A 17,763-nucleotide genomic window follows, 5' to 3' on the forward strand; every position below is an offset into this window, starting at 1 on the left:
AATTACCAAATGTAACAAAGCACTTCACCGCCGATATGTTTCCGGCGAGCATCCGTATCGCAGAGAATACCGGACGAGGTGCTCAGAATCGCGGTACCGATTCCGCCCAGCACGCGCGGCACGTCTCCGGCGCCGACATAGTGGCGGCAGCTCGGGCGACTGACACGGCGCAAACCCTGAATAACCGGCTTCTGATCCTCAATATATTTCAGAAACAGCACCAGCGTGGCTTTGCCGTCGATGTTCTCAGTGGTGAATTCCTTGATGTAGCCTTCTTCTTTCAGAATGCGGGCGATTTCGCTTTTCATCTTGGAATGTGGAATCTGAACCGTGTCGTGTCCGGCCATATTGGCGTTGCGGATACGGGTCAGCATATCAGAAATGGGATCGCTCAAATTCATTACTGGTCACCTTTATTTTTCTGTTCGAAGGGCATACCCATGAGGCGAAGCAGTTCAAACGCTTCCTCATTGGTTTCAGCAGTTGTGACGAAGGTCACATCCATCCCATGGATTTTGCGAACCTTGTCCGGATCAATTTCCGGAAAGATGGTCTGTTCCTTCAATCCGAGCGAATAGTTCCCACGGCCGTCGAAAGACCCGGCGGGAATGCCGCGGAAGTCGCGGATACGCGGAAGAGCGATGTTGATGAGCCGATCCAGGAACTCATACATCCGGGCACCGCGGAGGGTAACCTTTCCGGAAAGCGAAACGCCTTCGCGCAGTTTGAAGTTTGAAACACTCCGTTTCGCTTTGATCATCATCGGACGCTGCCCGGTGATCTTGGCGAGGTCCTCCAGTACAGCCGTCAAGACATCACGGTCATACTGCATCCCTACGGAGACGTTAATGGCAATTTTGGAAATCGCCGGAATCTGCATGCGGTTCGCGTAGCTGTATTTCTTCTGCAGCTCCGGAACCACCTTTTCACGATATAATGTTTTCATTGTCGGGGTCATTTCAACGCCAACTCCTCGTAAATGGTTTGGTTGTTTCCTGTTAGTTTACTTTTTTCAGGTTCGACAGGTGAATCGGTGCCTCTTTTTCGATGACGCCGCCCTGAGGGTTATCCTGAGTCTTTCTGATGTGCTTTTTGACAAAGTTCAGTCCTTCAACCAGAGCACAACCGGATTCCGGCAGTACCTGAAGCACCTTCCCGGTATTCCCTTTGTCTTCTCCGGCAATCGCCTGAACGCTGTCGCCTTTCTTAATCTTCTGTGCCATAAAAATTTCTCCCTATCTTAAAGAACTTCCGGCGCCAGCGAAACAACTTTCATGAAGTTGCCGTCACGCAGCTCACGGGCAACCGGTCCGAAGATACGGGTTCCGCGCGGGTTATTGTTGGCGTCGATAATGACGGCCGCATTGGTGTCAAAGCGAAGCACAGAACCGTCCTTGCGGCGGATTGGAGCTTTAGTGCGGACCACCACGGCTTCGAGGACATCGCCCTCTTTCACCATGCCGTGAGGCTGAGCCTCTTTAACCGCCACTTTGATGATTTCGCCGACCTTGGCATAGCGGCGTTTGGTTTTCAATACACGGATACACATAACGCTGCGCGCACCTGTGTTATCCGCCACATTCAATCTGCTCTGAACTTGAATCATTGTTATCCTGCCTTATTTCGAAAGAATTTCAACAAGCCGCCACCGTTTCAGACGGCTGATCGGACGTGTTTCCATAATCCGAACTACACTGCCCACCTGCGCCTCGTTGTTCTCATCATGAGCGTGCACTTTTTTCTGCACCTTGATTTCCTTGCCCAGCAACGGATGCCGAACACGGCGTTCGATGAGCACGGCGATGGTTTTGTTGTTGGATGCGCCGCATACACGGCCCTCACGCACTTTACGATGTCCTCTTGAATCCATCTTTTACCCCTCGGCGGTTGCCGCCTGATTCATGATCGTTTTGATGCGAGCGATCGTGCGACGCACGGTGCGGATCTGCAGCGGATTTTCCAGCTGTCCAGATACCTGCTGAAGCCGCAGGTTAAACAGCTCCTTTTTCGCATCATCGAGCTGCGCCTGCAGCTCGGCGGTTGTCATGTCTTTAAGTTGCTTTGTTTTATTCATTTGACTGCTCTCAATCTCAAATCGGTTAGCCGTGGCGGGTCACAAAACGGACGCGAATCGGCAGTTTCGTGGCAGCCAGGCGCATGGCCACACGGGCCTGTGACTCAGTGACACCGTCCAGCTCGAACAGCATCCGTCCCGGACGCACCACTGAAACCCAGCCCTCAACGCCACCTTTCCCTTTACCCATTCGAACCTCGAGCGGCTTTTTGGTGTAAGGTTTGTCAGGGAAAATCCGAATCCAGAGTTTTCCTTTACGTTTCAGGTTGCGGTTGATGGCCACACGACAGGCCTCAATCTGAATGTTAGTAATCCAGGCGCGCTCCAGAGCCTGCAGACCGAACTGGCCGAACGCAATGGTCGTTCCGGCTTTAGCCATTCCGCGGCGGGAGCCCTTTTGGACTTTCCGATATTTAACTCGTTTGGGCATTAAAGGCATTGGTCAATACTCCTCTTAAACTTCGGCCTTCTCGTCCTTCTTGCAAATCCACACTTTGATGCCGATCGCACCGGCCACGGTGCGGGCAGTTGCAGTACCGTAGTCAATGTCAGCACGCAAGGTATGCAATGGGATCTTTCCTTCTTTATAGCTTTCGGAACGGGACAGCTCAGCGCCCCCCAGACGGCCGGAAGCCATTACTTTGATTCCCTCTGCTCCGGTATCCATCGCCATCTGAATTGCGCGTTTCATGGCGCGGCGGAAGGAAACACGACGCTCCAGCTGCAGAGCAATGTTCTCTGCCACCAGTTTTGCGTCCAGATCAGGGGTTTTCACCTCATCAATTTCAATATAGACTTCTTTTTTAGTCAGGCGGCCCAACTGCTCGCGCAGGCGTTCAATATCTTCACCTTTGCGACCGATCACCAGACCCGGACGGGCCGTGCGAACAGTGACACGAACGCGGTTTGCGTACCGTTCGATGAATACATTGGAGAGCGCCGCATCTTTGAGGCGGGTCTGTACTACTTCGCGGATACGGGTATCTTCAAGAAGCAGGTCGGAGAACTCCTTCTTGCCGGCAAACCAGCGGGAACGCCAGTTCTTATTAACCGCGACACGAAGGCCGATAGGATTTACTTTCTGTCCCAAAACGATTCCCTTTCTTATTTACGGTCGGTTAAAACCACAGTGACGTGAGACGTGCGTTTGCGAATAGGACTTGCCGATCCGCGGGCGCGGGGACGAAAGCGTTTCAGCGTCGGTCCACCGTCAATATATGCGTCTTTTACAATCAGTTTGTCTGCGGAGATCCCTTCATTCGCTTCGGCGTTGGCCGCAGCGGACTTCAAGGTTTTGCCGATCTGAGCGGCAGACTTCTTCGCATTAAACTCGGTAATGCGGAGAGCATCCGCAACCGAGAGCCCTTTGATCGCAGCTGCGACTCCACGGGCTTTCAGCGGAGACATCCGCACATATTTCGTTGTAGCTGAAACTTCCATTTGTCTTTCTCTCGATTTAGCGACCGCCTTTTTCTGCGCAAAGGCGGAAACTATACGTCATTCTTTTTTCAAATCCAGTACTTCTATCAAAAATGTTTACCGCATGGTCTTGTCAGTCGCAATTCCGTGCGTTCTGAAGGCGCGCGTCGGAGCAAATTCGCCCAAACGATGGCCGACCATGTTTTCCGTTACAAAAACCGAAACAAACACTTTGCCGTTATGCACCATAAAGGTGTGCCCGACAAAATCCGGCGCAATCATGGAAGCGCGCGCCCATGTTTTGATCGGTTGTTTTCTTCCAGACGCATCCATCTGTTCCACTTTTTTCAACAGCTTTGCGTCAACAAAAGGACCTTTTTTAAGTGAACGTGCCATAACTTACTTCTTTCTCCGTTCAACAATGAACTGGCTGGATGCTTTCTTGTTCTTGCGGGTGCGTTTGCCTTTGGCGAGCGTGCCCCACGGGGAGGTCGGATGACCACCACCGGAGGTGCGGCCTTCACCACCACCCATCGGATGGTCAACCGGGTTCATCGCCACACCGCGAACGGTCGGGCGAACACCCAGCCAGCGCTTGCGACCGGCTTTACCGCTGACGATATTTTCATGATCCACGTTGCCAACACGACCGATCGTCGCCATGCACTGCGTGCGAATGCGACGAATCTCACCGGACGGCATCTTCAAGTTGGCAAGACCGGCTTCACGGCTCATCAGCTGAGCACCGGTTCCGGCGGAACGCGCAATCTGCGCACCGCAGCCCGGCTCGAGCTCAATATTGTGAACCGTCATTCCCAAAGGAATTTCGGCCAGCGGCAGAGCATTGCCGAGAACCGGTTCAGAACCGGGACCGGAAAACAGGGTTGATCCGACTTCCAGACCGGCCGGAGCAATGATGTAGCGTTTTTCACCATCTGCATAATGCAACAGCGCGATACGGGCCGAACGGTTCGGATCGTATTCGATCGTTGCCACTTTGGCCGGAATCCCGAACTTGTTGCGTTTAAAATCAATCACACGGTAGCGACGTTTATGTCCTCCCCCTTTGTGGCGAGTGGTCAAACGACCGGAACTGTTGCGTCCGCCCGTGCTTTTCTTCGAACGGAGCAGGGAACGCTCCGGAGTGTTTTTGGTTGTAATTTCATCGAACGCGGAGGTCGTCATATGACGGCGACTGGGCGTTGTCGGTTTATATTTTTTAAGTGCCATGGTTCAAACTCCTTACACAAAATCGATCGTGTTGCCTTCGGCGAGCGTAACAACCGCGCGCTTCCAATCAGCGGTTTTGCCGGAACTGGCAGTGCGCTGACGCTTCTTTTTGCCCTGGCGGTTCATGGTGTTCACAGAAACCACTTTCACCTTGAAGAGCTGCTCAACTGCTTCTTTAATTTCCAGCTTGTTTGCGGACGGATTCACTCGGAAGAGGTACTTGTTTTCCTCTTCAGCAAGGCGGGTGCCTTTTTCCGTCAGCAACGCTCTGTCAATTACCTGATAAATATCTTTCATTTTTAAACTCCTCTTTAGGCCACGCGTTTTTCGAGTTTTTCCATCGCAGCCTTGGTGATGAGGATCTGCGGATAGCGAACGACCTGCCAGGTGTTCAAGGTCTCAGCACAGACAACCTCTACATCCTGCCGGTTGCGGGCGGCCAAGCAAATATTCTCATCGAACTCGCTGATAACCAGCAGCGCTTTGCCCTGCACCTCAAGGCTTTTCAGCAGCGAGGTGATCTCTTTGGTTTTCGGAGTCTCCAGTTTCAGATCGTCCAGAACCGTCACTCCACCATCTGCAGCGCGTTCGCCGAAAGCGCGGGCAAAAGCAAGTCGTGCCACTTTTCGAGGCATCTTTTTGCGGACTTTGTGCGGATGCGGTCCCCAGGCAACAGCACCACCGCGCCATACAGGCGACTGACGGTAACCGGCGCGGGCGCGGCCCATGCCTTTCTGTTTCCATGGTTTCTTACCGGATCCGGCAACAGCTCCTTTGCCCTGCGTGTTTGCAGAACCCTGATGCTGATGGGCCTGATAATTGATAACCGACTGAAAGACCGCCTGCGATCCTTTATCGCTTACAGCGAAACTGTCGCTCAACGCGACTTCGCCCAGCGTCTTTCCCTTACAATCTTTAAGTGCCAGCGTACTCATGTTCGTCCTCTCAGATTATTTCTTTTTGAGCGCTTCGCGCAGTACCACCGTACTGCCGTTTGCGCCGGGCACTGCCCCTTTAACCAGAACCAGATTTTCTTCCGGACGAACCTGAATCACTTTCAGGTTCTGAACCGTAATGTTTGTGTTGCCCATCTGTCCGGCCATTTTTTTGCCTTTGAAAACGCGGGCCGGAAATTCGCACTGTCCGATCGAACCCGGAACACGCAGGGTGCTTTTGCCACCGTGGGAGGCACGACCTCCAGCGAATCCGTGACGACGAACAACCCCCTGAAAACCTTTACCTTTGGTCTTACCGATCACATCGACAAACTGAACCTCTTCGAAAACTCCTGCGGTCAGCATGTCGCCGGCTTTGGTTTCATCCTCAGCGCTGACAATCACTTCAGCCAGCTCACGCGTCGGTGCAACACCGGCTTTTTTGAAGTGACCGAGAAGCGACTTGTTCACGCGGTGCTCCTTCTGCTCGCTGAAACCGATCTGAACAGCTTCGTAACCGTCGGTCTCCTGCGTCTTGCGCTGAACCACACTGCACGGCCCGGCTTCAATCACAGTAACAGGCACTCGCTGCCCTTCGTCATTGAAGATCTGGGTCATTCCCAACTTTTTTCCAATTAAACTTTTCATGATGCCACTCAGATTTTAATGGTGATGTCCACACCCGCCGGGAGGTTGAGCTTTTTCAGCTCGTCCACCGTTTTGATGGTCGGGTCAATAATATCCAGCAGACGCTTGTGCGTGCGGATCTCAAACTGTTCCATGGATTTCTTATTTACGAACGGCGAGCGGTTGACCGTGAACCGTTCGATACGGGTCGGCATCGGAATCGGTCCGGCCACACGGGCGCCCGTGCGTTTGGCGGTTTCGACAATATCTTTCGACGAAGCGTCGAGGACGCGGTGGTCAAAAGATTTCAAACGTATACGTATGCGTTGATTATTCATAACTCTTCTCTAGTAGCGGTTTAAAATAGTCTCCTGCATTGAATCAGGGACCGCCTCAAAGCTTTGCGGCTCCATCGTGTAACTGGCCCGTCCTTTGGTCAGAGAGCGCAAGGTTGTAGCATAGCCGAACATTTCTGCCAAGGGCACATCTACATGCACTATCTGAACCGCATCGCGGGCCTCGATCTCGCGAATCCGTCCGCGACGACCGTTTAAATCGTTCATGACATCCCCCAGATGTTCCTCCGGGACGATAATTTCCAACTTCATGATCGGCTCGAGCAACGTCGGGGAAGACTCGCCGACCGCTTCGCGCAGCGCCATAACCGCCGCCGTGCGAAACGCCATCTCTGATGAATCCACCGGATGGGCTTCGCCTCCGGTTACATTCACGTGGATATCCACCAGCGGATAATTTCCCAGCACGCCGGTCATCAGTGCATCAGAGATGCCCTGCCTGATCGGCAGATGGAACTCCGCCGGAATCACTTCATTGGAAACACTTAAATCAATCTGGTTGCCCTCGCCGCGCTGACGCGGGCTCACCTCAATCACCAGCTTTGCGAAATGACCGCGGCCACCGATCTCACGCTCAAAGGTAAACGTGCCGGTTCCAACCTTTTGAGCACTTTCGCGATAAGCTACCACCGGTTTACCGGCATTGGCCCGCACTTTGAATTCGCGCAGAATGCGGTCTTTGATGATCTCAAGGTGAAGTTCACCCATACCGTTAACAATCGTCTGCCCGGTGTCCTCGTTCGTCGTCACACGGAAAGTAGGATCTTCATCCATCATGGACTGGAGGGCGGCAGTCAGGGAATCACGGTCGGCCTGGGTTTTCGGCTCAATCGCCATGGCGATAACCGGTTCTGGAAACTCAATGCTCTCCAGCACAATCGGAGAGTTTTCAACACACAGCGTATCCCCGGTCGTAAACTGTTTCAGCCCTGCAATTGCTCCGATTTCACCGGAGAAAAGAACCTCCACATCCTCGCGGCTGTTGGCATGCAGGCGCAGCAGACGACCGATCTTCTCGCGCTTGCGGGTACGCGGATTGAATACATTCTGGCGCTTTTCGAGCTTGCCGGAATAAATGCGTACAAAAACGAGTTTTCCGACAAATGAATCGGTGGCCATCTTAAAGGCCAGCCCGCTGAGCGGCTCAAAGTCGCTGGCTTCGCGGGTTTCTTCCGCCTCGGTCTTCGGATGAATCCCTTTCACGGCCGGAATATCGACCGGAGACGGCAGATAATCAACCACCGCATCAAGCAAAGGCTGAACTCCTTTGTTTTTCAATGAAGACCCGCAGAGCACGGGAACCATGTCTCCGGAAATTGCGGCACTGCGGATTGCCGGAACCAGCAGATCGGCTGAAACATCAGAATTTTCAAGATAGGCTTCCAGCAGTGTTTCATCGGATTCGGCAGCCTTCTCAACCAGAGCGGCGCGCATTTCCTCTGCTTTGGATGCCAGTTCTTCGGGAACCGGGATTTCGACAACATCGCTGCCGAGGGTTTCTTCACTGAAGGTATAGGCCTTCATATGAACGAGGTCTATTATCCCGCTGAAAGTCTCTGCGGCGCCGATCGGCAGCTGCACCGGCACAGCAGGAGCGGCCAGTTTTTCGCGCATCTGCTGAACGACCGCATCAAAATTAGCTCCCATACGGTCCATCTTGTTGATGAAGGCGAGGCAGGGAACATTATATTTTTTGGCCTGACGCCAGACGGTTTCGGACTGAGGCTGTACGCCTCCCACTCCGCAGAAAACCCCTACGGCGCCGTCCAGCACACGAAGGGATCGTTCCACCTCCACGGTAAAGTCCACATGTCCGGGAGTGTCAATGATGTTGATCTGGCGATCGCGCCAGAAACAGGTGGTTGCGGCGGAAGTAATAGTGATTCCGCGCTCCTGCTCCTGTTCCATCCAGTCCATGACGGCGGTGCCTTCATGCACTTCGCCGATTTTATAAACCCGCCCTGTATAATAGAGAATCCGCTCGGTCGTCGTGGTTTTACCCGCATCGATATGAGCGACAATGCCGATGTTGCGAATCGACGAAAGCGCGCGACCACGTGACGCATCTTCCCTCTGGGAAGGCGCAACGCCGCTACATTTTTTTCCGTCTTTACTCACAACAACACTCATTTTAACTCTCAAAGAACAAGGGGGTGGGATGCATCATCCCATCATTACCAGCGGTAATGAGCGAACGCTTTGTTCGCCTGAGCCATCTTATGCGTATCATCCCGCTTTTTAATGCAGGAACCCTGGTTAGCATACGCATCCAACAGCTCCATAGACAGCGCACGGCGCATCGGCATACCGCGGCGGCCCTTGGAATACTGGATCAGCCAGCGGCTGGCCAGAGCAGTCTGGCGTTTCGGGCCGACTTCCACCGGAACCTGATACGTGGCACCACCGACACGACGGGATTTCACTTCCAGTTTCGGCTTAATGTTTTCCATCGCCTGAGTCAGCACAGCCAACGGATCTTCATCCTTCAGCTTGCTTTGGATATCTTCGAGGGCTCCATACACGATGGAAGCGGCGGTTGCTTTTTTGCCGCGACCCATAATGGCGTTAATCATATAAGCGATCAGCTCGCTGTTGTAGCGGGGATCGGGGGTTAACGTACGTTTTTCTGCTGCGCGTCTTCTTGCCATGATCTAAAAACCTTTACTTATGATTCTTTCGGCTTTTTCGCACCGTATTTTGAACGACCCTGTTTGCGTCCATCCACACCAAGACAGTCCAACGCACCGCGAACGATGTGATAACGAACACCCGGCAAGTCCTTTACACGACCGCCACGAACCAGCACCATGCTGTGTTCCTGCAGGTTGTGGCCTTCACCCGGGATGTAGGCATTGATTTCGCGACCGTTGGTCAAACGGACACGGGCGATTTTACGAAGCGCCGAGTTCGGCTTCTTCGGGGTCTGGGTTTTCACCAAAAGACAAACACCGCGGCGCTGCGGACAGGCGGTCAACGCAGGACACTTTTTCTTCTTCTTAATCGGCGTACGCGGTTTTCTAACAAGCTGATTTACTGTAGGCATAAAAATCCCTTCCTTCAAAAAACGAGCGGCAGATAGTATGTTTCCTCTGTCCGTCCCGCAAGCATTTCATTCATTTTTTTTCACATTTTTTATTTTGCCCGTCCAATACGCGTTTGGACTAAGCCTGTATTACAAAATTCGCACCGCGGCACGGCTCGAAGTATACCGCAATCTCCGGACACCTGCTCAAGAACCGAAGAGACAAACCCTTGGACGTCCCCGCCCCCTGTTACAGGCGGTCGGAACAGCCACAAAACAGATGAAGGTCCCAATGGCCGGGAAAATCGTCCAATCATTTCCCAATGCTCGGAAGGTTCTACCGGATTCTTCCAAAACTTGGAACAAAGAAGCTCGTCTTTTTCCAGCGGCCTGAAAAACAGGAACCGACCCTCGCCCGTCAACACTCCGCATTCCATCCATTATGACCCACCAGAGAGCTTTTTATCGATTTCGCGCAAACGCTTGGCAACATCATTAAGACGGAATTCGATGGAGTTGAGCACCCAGAACTGGAAGTGCTCCACTTTGGTTCCCCGGTGGATCATCCAGATAATTTTGATTGAAACGAGCAGCACGGCCAGCTCAATAGAAAACATCTGCGGCAACGGCACGTGGATATGAAAAATATGGCGCAACAGATCGAGCGCAAAGAGAACCACCATAGCGATAATAAAGATGATATTTACAATATTATCGTGCTTCTGCGAGTGCTTGCCGCCGATCTGTCCAACCAGCCGCCGTATCCGTTCTTTTTCTTTACGAAACTGCTCCAGTTCCTCAATCAGGGAGGCTTGATCTACATTTTTATCAGTGTCCATTGCCATTGTCCGGACTTCCATCTAAAAAAAGGCGAATCAGCTGCGCCCGCTTAATGTCGCGCTCTTCAGGGCTGAGCATGGAACCAGCGGCCTTCTGCAGGTGGGCCGGCTGAATCCGAATCAGCAGCTGATCAATATCGCGCCGGGCAATTTCCGGCATAAGGCCGAGATCAATGCCAAGGCGCAGGCCGGACAACAGGTCGAGCGCTTCGTTGGAGTTCATCATGGCGGCATGCGCCAAAATACCGTAAGCGCGGCCAATATGGTCGTGCACACGGATCTGCTGAGACTCCATCAGGCGCAAACGGGCATTTTTTTCGTGTTCGATCACTTCGAGCACAATCTGGTCGAGATGAGAAATAATCTCGACTTCGGTTTTTCCCAAAGTGATCTGATTGGAAATCTGGAACATGTGGCCGGCGGCTTCAGAGCCTTCGCCCCACATGCCTCGAACAGCCAACCCGATTTTAGAAACGGCATTGATCACGGGCTTAATCTCTTCAGTCAGGCAGAGTCCCGGCAGATGCAGCATCACACTGGCGCGCATACCTGTTCCGACATTGGACGGACAGGCGGTCAGATACCCGAGTTTAGACGAAAAAGCATAGGTCAGTGTTTTTTCAAGGTCATCATCCAGCGCTTCGGCTCCGTCCAGCGCCTTTTGCAAATTCAGCCCCGGCTGCAAAGACTGCAGACGAATATGATCTTCCTCGTTCACCATGACAGCCCGACATTCATCTTCGCTGACAAACAGGCCGCTGCCGCTCTTACGCTCCGCCAGCTCCGCGCTGATCAGGTGCCGTTCGAACAGAAGCTCGCGCTCCAGCGTTTTCAGTTCGTCCATTCGCCAGCGAAGGAATTCCGTATCGGTTTCCATACTGTCGAAGGCCTGCACAACTTCATTCCAAACGCGGTCACGAACTTCTTTGGAAGCCCATCCGGGAAACGTGGTATCGCTGAGGTTGCGGGCCAGGCGCACACGACTGCTGATCACCGGCCCCTCTTCCGGGCCGGATTCGAGCCATCCGCCATGCCGTTCAAGAAGTCCATCGAGCGTCATGCGTCACCGCCTTCCTGTTCTTCCGCCTGCGTGCGGACCTCACTGATCCGATCCCGGATCTCCGCCGCCTTTTCATAGTCCTCGCGGGCGATGGCGGCATCCAGTTCTTTCTGAAACCGGGCAATCTGCGACTTGATACGGGTCTGAAGCCCTTCACGCGCCGGAATCTTGCCGACGTGCTGGCTGCTGTGATGCATGGCTTTGATGGCAACGGCCAGCTCAGCCATGAAAGTGTTGTAGCAGTCCGGGCAGCCGAGGCGCCCGCTCCTGCGGAACTCCTCGCGCGCCATTCCGCAGCGCGGGCAGGACGGACTGAGCTGGTGCTCAATCCCCTGCTTCGCCTCGCCCAGGCCCATCAGGATGTCCGTGATGGAAATCGGGCTGTGAATATCAATGCCCTGCTCCTTGGCGTGCTCCTCGCAGAGATGAACCTCTTTCATCTCGCCGTTTACCACCTGCGTCAGGTGCACAACCGCTTCTTTATCACAAAGGTCACATTTCATAGCATCAAACCCAAACGTTCCAACCCGGACTCTCCATTCAGAATTTTCAGTTTTAAATTTGCTCAGCGTTTAGAGTTCAGGACTCAGAAATCGATTCTGATACCATCTTCCACAACCAGCTTACGGTACGCGTCAACCAGTTTGTGCGTAACCGGGCCGGGTGTTCCGGTCCCGATCGAGCGTTTGTCGAGCTCCACAACAGCGATCACTTCGGCAGCTGTTCCTGTAAGAAACGCTTCATCGGCAGTCCAGATTTCATAGCGCGTCATCACCTGCTCGACCACGTCCAGACCCAACTCGCGCCCCAGCTGCATCACTTTACTGCGGGTGATGCCGTCCAGCGCTCCGCACCAGGTCGGCGGAGTGATCAGCTTATTGCCCTTCACCACGAAAACATTATCCCCGGACGCTTCTGCGACGTACCCCTGCGGATTAAGCAGCAGGCACTCCATCACGCCCGAGTTGATGGCTTCGATTTTCGCCATGATGTTATTGAGATAGTTCAGGCTCTTGACCTTCGGATTGAGCGCTTCAGGCATATTGCGCATGGTGCCGGCCGTAATGATCTTCATGCCGTTGTCGTACATTTCCTGGGGATACAGCTTGATGTTGTCGGCAATGATAATCACCGACGCTTTTTCACACAGGTATGGATTGAGGCCCAGCGTTCCGCTTCCGCGTGTGACGACGTGGCGGATGTACCCGTTTTCAATTCCGTTGGCCCGGCAGGTGTCCACCGTCGCGTCGATCAGCTCCTGCTTCGTCATGCCGATATCCAGAGCAATCACTTTGGCGGAGTCGAGCAGACGATCGATATGCTCGCCAAGAAATGCAATATTCCCGTTGTATACGCGGGTCCCTTCAAAAACACCGTCTCCGTACAGCAGACCGTGATCAAACACCGAAACAACAGCGTCTTTTTTATCTACCAACTGTCCATTCAAAAAAACTTTCATTGTCTGTCCTATTCCTCCAGCTTTCCGTCTTTCAACACCAATTCACGCTGACAGAGCCGGGCCACATCCTCGTTGTGCGTCACCAGAATCAGTGTCAACTGTTCAGATTGTGCTAAATCAAAGAGGTTATGCAATACGTTTTCGCCAGTGTGTGAATCCAAATTCCCGGTCGGTTCGTCTGCCAGAATCAAATCCGGCTCATTCATCAGGGCCCGTGCCAGCGCCACGCGCTGCTGCTCGCCGCCCGAAAGTTCCATGGGCCGGTGATCCATGCGCCCGCAGAGGCCCACGCGATCCAGCAGATGTTCCGCGCGTGTTTTGGCGTCTTTCCGGCGCGCCGCCATTGACGGCAGAATCACATTCTGGAGCACATCGAGCTCCGGCAGCAGATGATAGCTCTGGAAAATGAATCCGCAGCGGTTCGCGCGAAACGCGGCACGCTTCGGAGCTTTCATCGAAACCAGGCTGTTGCCTTCGAACTGCACATCGCCCGAATCCGGTTTATCCAGCCCTCCAAGGAGATGCAGCAGCGTACTTTTTCCCGATCCGCTCGCCCCCATCACCGACAGCGTCTCACCACGCTGAACGCTCAGCGACACTCCGTGAAGCACCTCAACCGTCCGCTTTCCAATCCGGTAGTTCTTGTGTACCTCTTCTGCTTTTAAGATTTCACTCATTTAAATTCTCACGTCAAACTGGACTTTTTCCAATCCTTGGAAACTTTAAATTACAAGAGCTGCCCCATGGTTTTTTCTTTAAATTCTCCAAGTCGCTCGATCAGTTGAACCCGGTCTTCTCCGTCAGAGAGATCCTTTTCCCAATACTCAAGCAGCTCGTCGGCAAGGTCAACAACGGCTGTTTTGGGACTATCAACGTCTTTTCGAGGTAAAACGCAACAATACACCCCATTATATTTTATATCCAAAGCATTGTTTAAAAAAGCGAGGGCACGTTCCTGGTCGCGCAATTCCGGGGAATCGCAATTCACCAAAAACAGAGAATAAACCAACATCATTCCCGGGCGGTTCGACCGATGCTCAACGGCATCTTCAAAAAGTCGATTGGCTTCACGCTCGTCTTTCTCCACGCCCAGCCCGCGAGCATAACATTGCGCAAGCATATGTTTCGCCAACACTTCGCCCTGATCGGCAGCCAGCTGTAAATAACGGGCGGCTTCGCTCCAGTCCTGAGGAGCGCCCAGTCCGAAGGCACAGCAGCGGCCCATCTCAGTCTGGTCATATTTTGTTCCGGTATCTGCTCCGATTCGAAACAATCGAGCCGCCTCAACCGTATTCGTCTCGCCGCCAGCTCCTCGCTGCAAGCAGCGAGCCAATGCGCGCCGGCCAGGATCATAATCATGTTCCCATGACTTTCTGTACCAAGCCACTGCCATCACAGCATTGGCACCGCATCCCCTGCCATGTTCATAACAGGACGCGACCTCATACATAGAAGCGGCGTATCCCATATCGGCACTCGTCCTGAAAGCAGATAACATTCTTTCGTCATACTGCTTCAACCGCCTTTTACAGCGGCCGATGCGATAATAGGTGTAGCGATACGCCGGATCCAGCGCAGCAGATTTTTCATACTTTTCCAACGCTTCCTCATATTGCTTCATTTCGTAGAGGGTGTTCGCCCACTGCCGCCAATAATCGGAATCGTCTGGATCCTGCTCGATGCATTTTTCCCATGCTGCACAGGAATCCTCGTAGCGCTTCATTTTCTTTAAGGTGTTCGCCAGCCCCTGATAGGTCCACCCTGTGGGCGACATCTCGACAGCAATCTTCCGATGCTTTATTGCCTCATCATATTCATCGAGATACTCCGTCAGAATATTCGCATACGTGTGATGAACCATGACCGAAGCAACAGTAAAGCGGCTCAGCAGTTTTTCATATCGCTGCTTCCCCGGCTCACCTTCTTTCTGCGCCCGGCACTGGATTGCGGAGAGCCAAAGCAGATAAACATTGTCGGAATTTTCATCCGACAGCTGAATCAGCCTGGCCAGACTTCCATCCGGCACGACTTCCTGATCCAGCTGCAGAGCCAGATCGGAAGCCTCAGAGATCACACTGCCGGCCGGCGCGTTCTGTAACAGAAAATGAAAGCACTTTGAGGCCAGCCGCTTGTTCCATCGGGACCGGCCCATAACGGCTTCTGCAAAAAGAAGTTCTGAATTTTCGACATCTCGATACGCGGTCCACCCGACCACTTCCTCCGCTTCCATCTGGTTGCCTTCATCCAGCAGGGAAAAGGCTTTATCGAGCGCTTCCTCTGCCGAATAGAACATATACTGTTTAGCCACGGCTCGACGCTTCGGACTGTAAACAACAGATGCAATCTGCTCGCTGAGAAGTTCCGAAGAAATCGATGTGCTTCCTCGACAAATCGACCGGATCCGAAAAAACGCCCCAGCAACCCAACAGAGAGCAACAGCCGCGGTCAGAATGATCAAAAAAAACCGGAGCTTCCTTCCCATCACTCATTCCTCAACGCTTCAACGGGTTCAAGGCGGGCAGCGCGCCAGGCGGGAACAAGACCGGCGAGCGTGCAGATGACAAGCACGGTGGAGCAAACGGTGATCACATCGCTAATGGTTGTATGCGCAGGAATCTGACTGAGCTGATAAAGCTCTTTCGGCAGCAGGTCGACCCGGAACTGCGCAGAAATAAAGTTGAGCAGCTCATTGCGATATTTCAGAGCCAGCAACCCGAGGCCGAGGCCGAGGCCCGTGCCAATGACGCCCTGCACCGCACCGATCCATAGAAAAATGGCGACGATCCGGCGATTTGCAAAACCAAGCGCTTTGAGCAGTCCGATTTCGTGGGTTTTCTGAACCGTCAGCGTAATCAGCGTATTAGTGATGCCGAACGCCGCTACGATGGTGATAAAGATCAGCAGGAAAAACATCATGTTTTTCTCCGTCTGGAGCGCCGTAAACATCTGCCGATTCAGGTCAATCCAGCTGCGAACGTCAAAATACGGACCGAGCCCCTGTTTGAGCTGATGCGCAATACGCGGTGCATCCATCGGATTATCCGTCATAATCTGAAGACAGTGCACGCCCTGCTCCACATTAAAAACAGACCGCGCCGTGTCGAGGGAGGTCAGGACCACATTGGCGTCAAACTCCCACATGCCGACCTCAAAAATCCCGCTGATCGTCAGCTCTTCCGGCAGGCGCAGCTCGTCCTGTGACACAAAATTCTGCGGAGAATACACCCGCAGCGAATCGCCGATATCGAGCCCAAGGCGCAGTGCGAGGTCACGACCGATCACAATCTCCCCATACCCGATTGAAAACGCACCTTTCACAACATGATCCGGCACCTTGCTCACCGTCCGCTCGAGTTCGGAATCAATCCCGCGCAGCATCGGCGTGTGAACATTGTCACTTTCGGTTTGGATAAACACAAATCCTTCGAGGTTCGGCGCGGCCCCGGTAATGCCCTTCACTTTTTTAACAGCAGTCAGCAGTTTGGCCGGCTGCTCAATCACACCTCCGTATTCCGTCACTTTGACGTGGGCGTTGAAACTGAGAATTTTTTCGCGCCAGGTCTCATCAAAACCGGTCATTACAGACAGCACAATGATGAGCACCGCAACACCGAGTGTAACGCCGAGCAGCGACAGCAGCGTAACCACCGACAGAAACGATCGCTTCGGTTTCAAATACTTAAATGCCAAAAACAGGGAAAAAGAACTTTTCATAGAGAGCTGCATCCTACACAGCCTATCGGCGGAATAAAAGTTTCCAAACCTTGGAAAAACAAAAAAACAGCGTAGACTTTTTCTTATGAAAAGGAGGCGGATCATGAATCGTGCTTTTTTGATTTCAGCAGCAATGATCGCTCTCGCCGTTTCCGCGGAAGAACCGACCGTTCAAACCTATCCCGTCCGCTTCACCGACCCGCAGGAAGCGGCGGAAATCATCCAGCTCATGCTGCCCTCCACCAACAATCTCCAGATCCAGGCCATCGACCGCAAACTGATCGTGAAAGGAACCGCCGAACAGCAGAAAAACATACAGCAAATGCTCAGCGAACTGGATGCCCCGCCGAAAAACATTCAGATCAATGTTCAGCTCGACAGCAGCGAAAACTCGGTCAAAAGAACCGCCCGCGGCTATCCGCGCGGCCCTGTCACCATTCGCAACGGGGAAATTCACGCAACCATAGGCGGCCGTTTTCGCAACCAAAGAACCACCGTCAACGAAACGACCACCCAGATGCTGGTCGCCATGGACGGACGTTCCGCCACCCTGCGCGTCGGGGAACGGGTTCCGTATGCCGCGTGGCTGGTCGAATATGGCCATCGCTACGGATATATCCGCGAAGCCCACATAGAATGGCAGGATGTCGGATCATTTCTGGCAGTGGAACCGACTATTGTCAGCCCCGGACTGATTCGCATCCGGGTCATTCCGGAACTGAGCGGACGACTTCAGGACGGAAGCCGCGAAACCATCCAGTTCACCCATTTGGCAACGGAAGTGACGGCGGGAGACGGACAAACCATCCACATCGGCGGATTCAATCAGGACAGGGATTTCAACTCTCACTTCTTCATCGGCGGATCATCTGATGACGAATCCATTAATACAGATATCACGCTGACGCCGCACATCCTCGAATAAAGATGCTGAATCGGCCACTCCGGAACCCTGTCTCCAAACCCTGAGAGAATTCTTTCCAAGGTTTGGAAATATCGACATAGCACAACCCCACTCTGCAAAAACA

General features: G+C 53.1%; 25 protein-coding genes and 1 pseudogene. 1 reads left to right on the forward strand and 25 read right to left on the reverse strand.

What is annotated here, in order from left to right; genetic code table 11:
• Positions 1-2: 2 nt before the first annotated feature.
• The 25 genes and pseudogenes from rpsH to GT409_RS01950 all read right to left on the reverse strand — a co-directional run bounded on the left by rpsH (position 3) and on the right by GT409_RS01950 (position 16,735).
• Entirely contained in the window at positions 3-401 is a 399-nt protein-coding gene (gene rpsH, locus GT409_RS01830; protein ID WP_160626374.1) for a 30S ribosomal protein S8, read from the reverse strand.
• A complete protein-coding gene (gene rplE, locus GT409_RS01835) occupies positions 401-946 on the reverse strand; it encodes a 50S ribosomal protein L5 (RefSeq protein ID WP_160626376.1) in 546 nt (181 codons plus the stop codon). The genes rpsH and rplE overlap by 1 nt, the downstream gene beginning before the upstream one ends.
• Before the next feature lie 55 nt (positions 947-1,001).
• Positions 1,002-1,223 (reverse strand): annotated as a pseudogene (gene rplX / locus GT409_RS01840) (50S ribosomal protein L24); the annotation flags it as partial.
• Positions 1,224-1,240: 17 nt separating this feature from the next.
• Positions 1,241-1,606 (reverse strand): 50S ribosomal protein L14, encoded by a 366-nt coding sequence (rplN, locus tag GT409_RS01845; RefSeq protein ID WP_160626379.1) that lies wholly within the window; start codon positions 1,604-1,606, stop codon positions 1,241-1,243.
• A gap of 12 nt (positions 1,607-1,618) precedes the next feature.
• Positions 1,619-1,870, reverse strand: coding sequence for a 30S ribosomal protein S17 (gene rpsQ / locus GT409_RS01850; protein ID WP_160626381.1), 252 nt, complete (start codon positions 1,868-1,870; stop codon positions 1,619-1,621).
• 3 nt (positions 1,871-1,873) lie between these two features.
• Complete coding sequence (gene rpmC / locus GT409_RS01855; protein ID WP_160626382.1) at positions 1,874-2,074, reverse strand: 50S ribosomal protein L29; 201 nt, start codon at positions 2,072-2,074, stop codon at positions 1,874-1,876.
• 25 nt (positions 2,075-2,099) lie between these two features.
• The gene (gene rplP / locus GT409_RS01860; RefSeq protein ID WP_160626384.1) at positions 2,100-2,513 is read right to left on the reverse strand and encodes a 50S ribosomal protein L16; all 414 of its coding nucleotides are present in this window, start codon (positions 2,511-2,513) and stop codon (positions 2,100-2,102) included.
• 15 nt (positions 2,514-2,528) lie between these two features.
• Complete coding sequence (gene rpsC, locus GT409_RS01865) at positions 2,529-3,164, reverse strand: 30S ribosomal protein S3 (RefSeq protein WP_160626386.1); 636 nt, start codon at positions 3,162-3,164, stop codon at positions 2,529-2,531.
• A 14-nt stretch (positions 3,165-3,178) separates the two neighbouring features.
• A complete protein-coding gene (gene rplV, locus GT409_RS01870; RefSeq protein ID WP_160626388.1) occupies positions 3,179-3,514 on the reverse strand; it encodes a 50S ribosomal protein L22 in 336 nt (111 codons plus the stop codon).
• A 96-nt stretch (positions 3,515-3,610) separates the two neighbouring features.
• A complete protein-coding gene (rpsS, locus tag GT409_RS01875) occupies positions 3,611-3,889 on the reverse strand; it encodes a 30S ribosomal protein S19 (protein ID WP_160626390.1) in 279 nt (92 codons plus the stop codon).
• 3 nt (positions 3,890-3,892) lie between these two features.
• Entirely contained in the window at positions 3,893-4,723 is an 831-nt protein-coding gene (rplB, locus tag GT409_RS01880) for a 50S ribosomal protein L2 (RefSeq protein WP_160626392.1), read from the reverse strand.
• Between the two features lie 12 nt (positions 4,724-4,735).
• Positions 4,736-5,020 (reverse strand): 50S ribosomal protein L23, encoded by a 285-nt coding sequence (gene rplW / locus GT409_RS01885; RefSeq protein WP_160626394.1) that lies wholly within the window; start codon positions 5,018-5,020, stop codon positions 4,736-4,738.
• Between the two features lie 14 nt (positions 5,021-5,034).
• Positions 5,035-5,658: a 50S ribosomal protein L4 gene (gene rplD / locus GT409_RS01890; RefSeq protein ID WP_160626396.1), complete on the reverse strand. Its 624-nt coding sequence runs from the start codon at positions 5,656-5,658 to the stop codon at positions 5,035-5,037.
• Positions 5,659-5,673: 15 nt separating this feature from the next.
• The gene (rplC, locus tag GT409_RS01895) at positions 5,674-6,306 is read right to left on the reverse strand and encodes a 50S ribosomal protein L3 (protein WP_160626398.1); all 633 of its coding nucleotides are present in this window, start codon (positions 6,304-6,306) and stop codon (positions 5,674-5,676) included.
• An 8-nt stretch (positions 6,307-6,314) separates the two neighbouring features.
• Positions 6,315-6,623, reverse strand: coding sequence for a 30S ribosomal protein S10 (gene rpsJ / locus GT409_RS01900; protein ID WP_160626400.1), 309 nt, complete (start codon positions 6,621-6,623; stop codon positions 6,315-6,317).
• Between the two features lie 9 nt (positions 6,624-6,632).
• Positions 6,633-8,759: an elongation factor G gene (fusA, locus tag GT409_RS01905; RefSeq protein WP_269844966.1), complete on the reverse strand. Its 2,127-nt coding sequence runs from the start codon at positions 8,757-8,759 to the stop codon at positions 6,633-6,635.
• Positions 8,760-8,815: 56 nt separating this feature from the next.
• Positions 8,816-9,289, reverse strand: a complete 474-nt coding sequence (gene rpsG / locus GT409_RS01910) for a 30S ribosomal protein S7 (RefSeq protein WP_160626404.1) — start codon at positions 9,287-9,289, stop codon at positions 8,816-8,818.
• A gap of 17 nt (positions 9,290-9,306) precedes the next feature.
• Positions 9,307-9,684, reverse strand: a complete 378-nt coding sequence (rpsL, locus tag GT409_RS01915) for a 30S ribosomal protein S12 (protein ID WP_160626406.1) — start codon at positions 9,682-9,684, stop codon at positions 9,307-9,309.
• A 419-nt stretch (positions 9,685-10,103) separates the two neighbouring features.
• Positions 10,104-10,502 (reverse strand): hypothetical protein, encoded by a 399-nt coding sequence (locus tag GT409_RS01920; protein ID WP_233231587.1) that lies wholly within the window; start codon positions 10,500-10,502, stop codon positions 10,104-10,106.
• Positions 10,492-11,562, reverse strand: a complete 1,071-nt coding sequence (locus GT409_RS01925; RefSeq protein ID WP_160626410.1) for a protein arginine kinase — start codon at positions 11,560-11,562, stop codon at positions 10,492-10,494. Before GT409_RS01925 ends, GT409_RS01920 begins: the two co-directional genes overlap by 11 nt.
• Complete coding sequence (locus GT409_RS01930) at positions 11,559-12,065, reverse strand: UvrB/UvrC motif-containing protein (protein ID WP_160626412.1); 507 nt, start codon at positions 12,063-12,065, stop codon at positions 11,559-11,561. The genes GT409_RS01925 and GT409_RS01930 overlap by 4 nt, the downstream gene beginning before the upstream one ends.
• 83 nt (positions 12,066-12,148) lie before the next feature.
• Positions 12,149-13,021 (reverse strand): branched-chain-amino-acid transaminase, encoded by an 873-nt coding sequence (gene ilvE, locus GT409_RS01935; RefSeq protein ID WP_160626414.1) that lies wholly within the window; start codon positions 13,019-13,021, stop codon positions 12,149-12,151.
• Positions 13,022-13,029: 8 nt separating this feature from the next.
• Positions 13,030-13,698, reverse strand: coding sequence for an ABC transporter ATP-binding protein (locus tag GT409_RS01940; protein WP_160626416.1), 669 nt, complete (start codon positions 13,696-13,698; stop codon positions 13,030-13,032).
• A gap of 50 nt (positions 13,699-13,748) precedes the next feature.
• Positions 13,749-15,329: an SEL1-like repeat protein gene (locus GT409_RS01945; protein ID WP_160626418.1), complete on the reverse strand. Its 1,581-nt coding sequence runs from the start codon at positions 15,327-15,329 to the stop codon at positions 13,749-13,751.
• A gap of 173 nt (positions 15,330-15,502) precedes the next feature.
• Positions 15,503-16,735 (reverse strand): ABC transporter permease, encoded by a 1,233-nt coding sequence (locus GT409_RS01950; protein WP_160626420.1) that lies wholly within the window; start codon positions 16,733-16,735, stop codon positions 15,503-15,505.
• Positions 16,736-16,838: 103 nt separating this feature from the next.
• Between GT409_RS01950 and GT409_RS01955 the strand changes: the two genes are divergently transcribed.
• The gene (locus GT409_RS01955) at positions 16,839-17,660 is read left to right on the forward strand and encodes a secretin N-terminal domain-containing protein (RefSeq protein WP_160626422.1); all 822 of its coding nucleotides are present in this window, start codon (positions 16,839-16,841) and stop codon (positions 17,658-17,660) included.
• Positions 17,661-17,763: the final 103 nt, after the last annotated feature.

The sequence above is a fragment of the Tichowtungia aerotolerans genome (assembly GCF_009905215.1).
In the GTDB taxonomy this organism is placed as follows: Bacteria; Verrucomicrobiota; Kiritimatiellia; order Kiritimatiellales; family Tichowtungiaceae; genus Tichowtungia; species Tichowtungia aerotolerans.

Excerpts from the sequence above, each read along its gene's own strand:
- GT409_RS01950 (WP_160626420.1), bottom strand. The coding sequence starts at position 16,735 with ATGAAAAGTTCTTTTTCCCTGTTTTTGGCATTTAAGTATTTGAAACCG.
- GT409_RS01925 (WP_160626410.1), bottom strand. The coding sequence starts at position 11,562 with ATGACGCTCGATGGACTTCTTGAACGGCATGGCGGATGGCTCGAATCC.
- rplP (WP_160626384.1), bottom strand. The coding sequence starts at position 2,513 with ATGCCTTTAATGCCCAAACGAGTTAAATATCGGAAAGTCCAAAAGGGC.
- ilvE (WP_160626414.1), bottom strand. The coding sequence starts at position 13,021 with ATGAAAGTTTTTTTGAATGGACAGTTGGTAGATAAAAAAGACGCTGTT.
- GT409_RS01920 (WP_233231587.1), bottom strand. The coding sequence starts at position 10,502 with ATGGACACTGATAAAAATGTAGATCAAGCCTCCCTGATTGAGGAACTG.
- GT409_RS01930 (WP_160626412.1), bottom strand. The coding sequence starts at position 12,065 with ATGAAATGTGACCTTTGTGATAAAGAAGCGGTTGTGCACCTGACGCAG.
- rpsL (WP_160626406.1), bottom strand. The coding sequence starts at position 9,684 with ATGCCTACAGTAAATCAGCTTGTTAGAAAACCGCGTACGCCGATTAAG.
- GT409_RS01940 (WP_160626416.1), bottom strand. The coding sequence starts at position 13,698 with ATGAGTGAAATCTTAAAAGCAGAAGAGGTACACAAGAACTACCGGATT.
- rplV (WP_160626388.1), bottom strand. The coding sequence starts at position 3,514 with ATGGAAGTTTCAGCTACAACGAAATATGTGCGGATGTCTCCGCTGAAA.
- rpsG (WP_160626404.1), bottom strand. The coding sequence starts at position 9,289 with ATGGCAAGAAGACGCGCAGCAGAAAAACGTACGTTAACCCCCGATCCC.
- rplW (WP_160626394.1), bottom strand. The coding sequence starts at position 5,020 with ATGAAAGATATTTATCAGGTAATTGACAGAGCGTTGCTGACGGAAAAA.
- rpsQ (WP_160626381.1), bottom strand. The coding sequence starts at position 1,870 with ATGGATTCAAGAGGACATCGTAAAGTGCGTGAGGGCCGTGTATGCGGC.
- rplB (WP_160626392.1), bottom strand. The coding sequence starts at position 4,723 with ATGGCACTTAAAAAATATAAACCGACAACGCCCAGTCGCCGTCATATG.
- rplE (WP_160626376.1), bottom strand. The coding sequence starts at position 946 with ATGAAAACATTATATCGTGAAAAGGTGGTTCCGGAGCTGCAGAAGAAA.
- GT409_RS01955 (WP_160626422.1), top strand. The coding sequence starts at position 16,839 with ATGAATCGTGCTTTTTTGATTTCAGCAGCAATGATCGCTCTCGCCGTT.
- rpsJ (WP_160626400.1), bottom strand. The coding sequence starts at position 6,623 with ATGAATAATCAACGCATACGTATACGTTTGAAATCTTTTGACCACCGC.
- rpsS (WP_160626390.1), bottom strand. The coding sequence starts at position 3,889 with ATGGCACGTTCACTTAAAAAAGGTCCTTTTGTTGACGCAAAGCTGTTG.
- rpsH (WP_160626374.1), bottom strand. The coding sequence starts at position 401 with ATGAATTTGAGCGATCCCATTTCTGATATGCTGACCCGTATCCGCAAC.
- rplC (WP_160626398.1), bottom strand. The coding sequence starts at position 6,306 with ATGAAAAGTTTAATTGGAAAAAAGTTGGGAATGACCCAGATCTTCAAT.
- rplD (WP_160626396.1), bottom strand. The coding sequence starts at position 5,658 with ATGAGTACGCTGGCACTTAAAGATTGTAAGGGAAAGACGCTGGGCGAA.
- rpmC (WP_160626382.1), bottom strand. The coding sequence starts at position 2,074 with ATGAATAAAACAAAGCAACTTAAAGACATGACAACCGCCGAGCTGCAG.
- rplN (WP_160626379.1), bottom strand. The coding sequence starts at position 1,606 with ATGATTCAAGTTCAGAGCAGATTGAATGTGGCGGATAACACAGGTGCG.